The organism is Stenotrophomonas sp. 01N47 (assembly GCF_056399165.1).
The window spans coordinates 1-532 of the sequence record NZ_JBFTQU010000038.1 but is presented as its reverse complement, the minus strand read 5'-3'; the positions used below and the strand labels follow the sequence as shown (position 1 = coordinate 532).

Genomic DNA, 532 nt, shown 5'->3' with positions numbered 1-532 from the left:
GCTGATACCGCGTCAGGCGGCGGCGCGCAGGCGTTCGACTTCGGCGGGCGGGGCGTCGGCCACTTCGCGGATCAGGCGGAAGTCGAAGTCGATCGATACGTAGGGCTGGTCCACGCCGTGCTTGTCGAGTTGCGCAGGGTCGTCGATGCGCGTCACCGCCGGCACCAGGCCGTCGCGGCTGGCAAAGGCRAAGTCRTCCCACAGGTATTCGTCGCCGTCGATGTTGATCTGSGTGGTCAGCTTGCGGTGGYCGGSTGCGGASACGAAGAAGTGGATGTGCGCGGGACGGCGGCCGTGGCGCGCCAGCAGGTCCAGCAGGCGCTGCGTGGTGCCTTGCGGCGGGCAGCCGTAGCCCATCGGCACATTGCTGCGGAACTGGTAGCGGCCGTTGGCGTCGGTGACGATGGTGCGGCGCAGGTTGAAAGCGGATTGCGTGGTATCAAAGAACGAGTAGTTGCCGAGCAGGTTGGCGTGCCAGACTTCGACCTTGGCGCCGGGCAGCGGCTTGCCGTCGGTATCGTAGACGGTGCCC

Annotated in this window: 1 protein-coding gene; it reads right to left on the bottom strand. The window is 67.1% G+C overall.

Annotated features, from left to right (window positions below; all coding sequences use genetic code 11):
* Window positions 1-12: 12 nt before the first annotated feature.
* On the bottom strand, window positions 13-532 hold a 520-nt coding region (locus tag AC1DKR_RS21080), incomplete at its 5' end, for a dioxygenase family protein (RefSeq protein WP_478035082.1).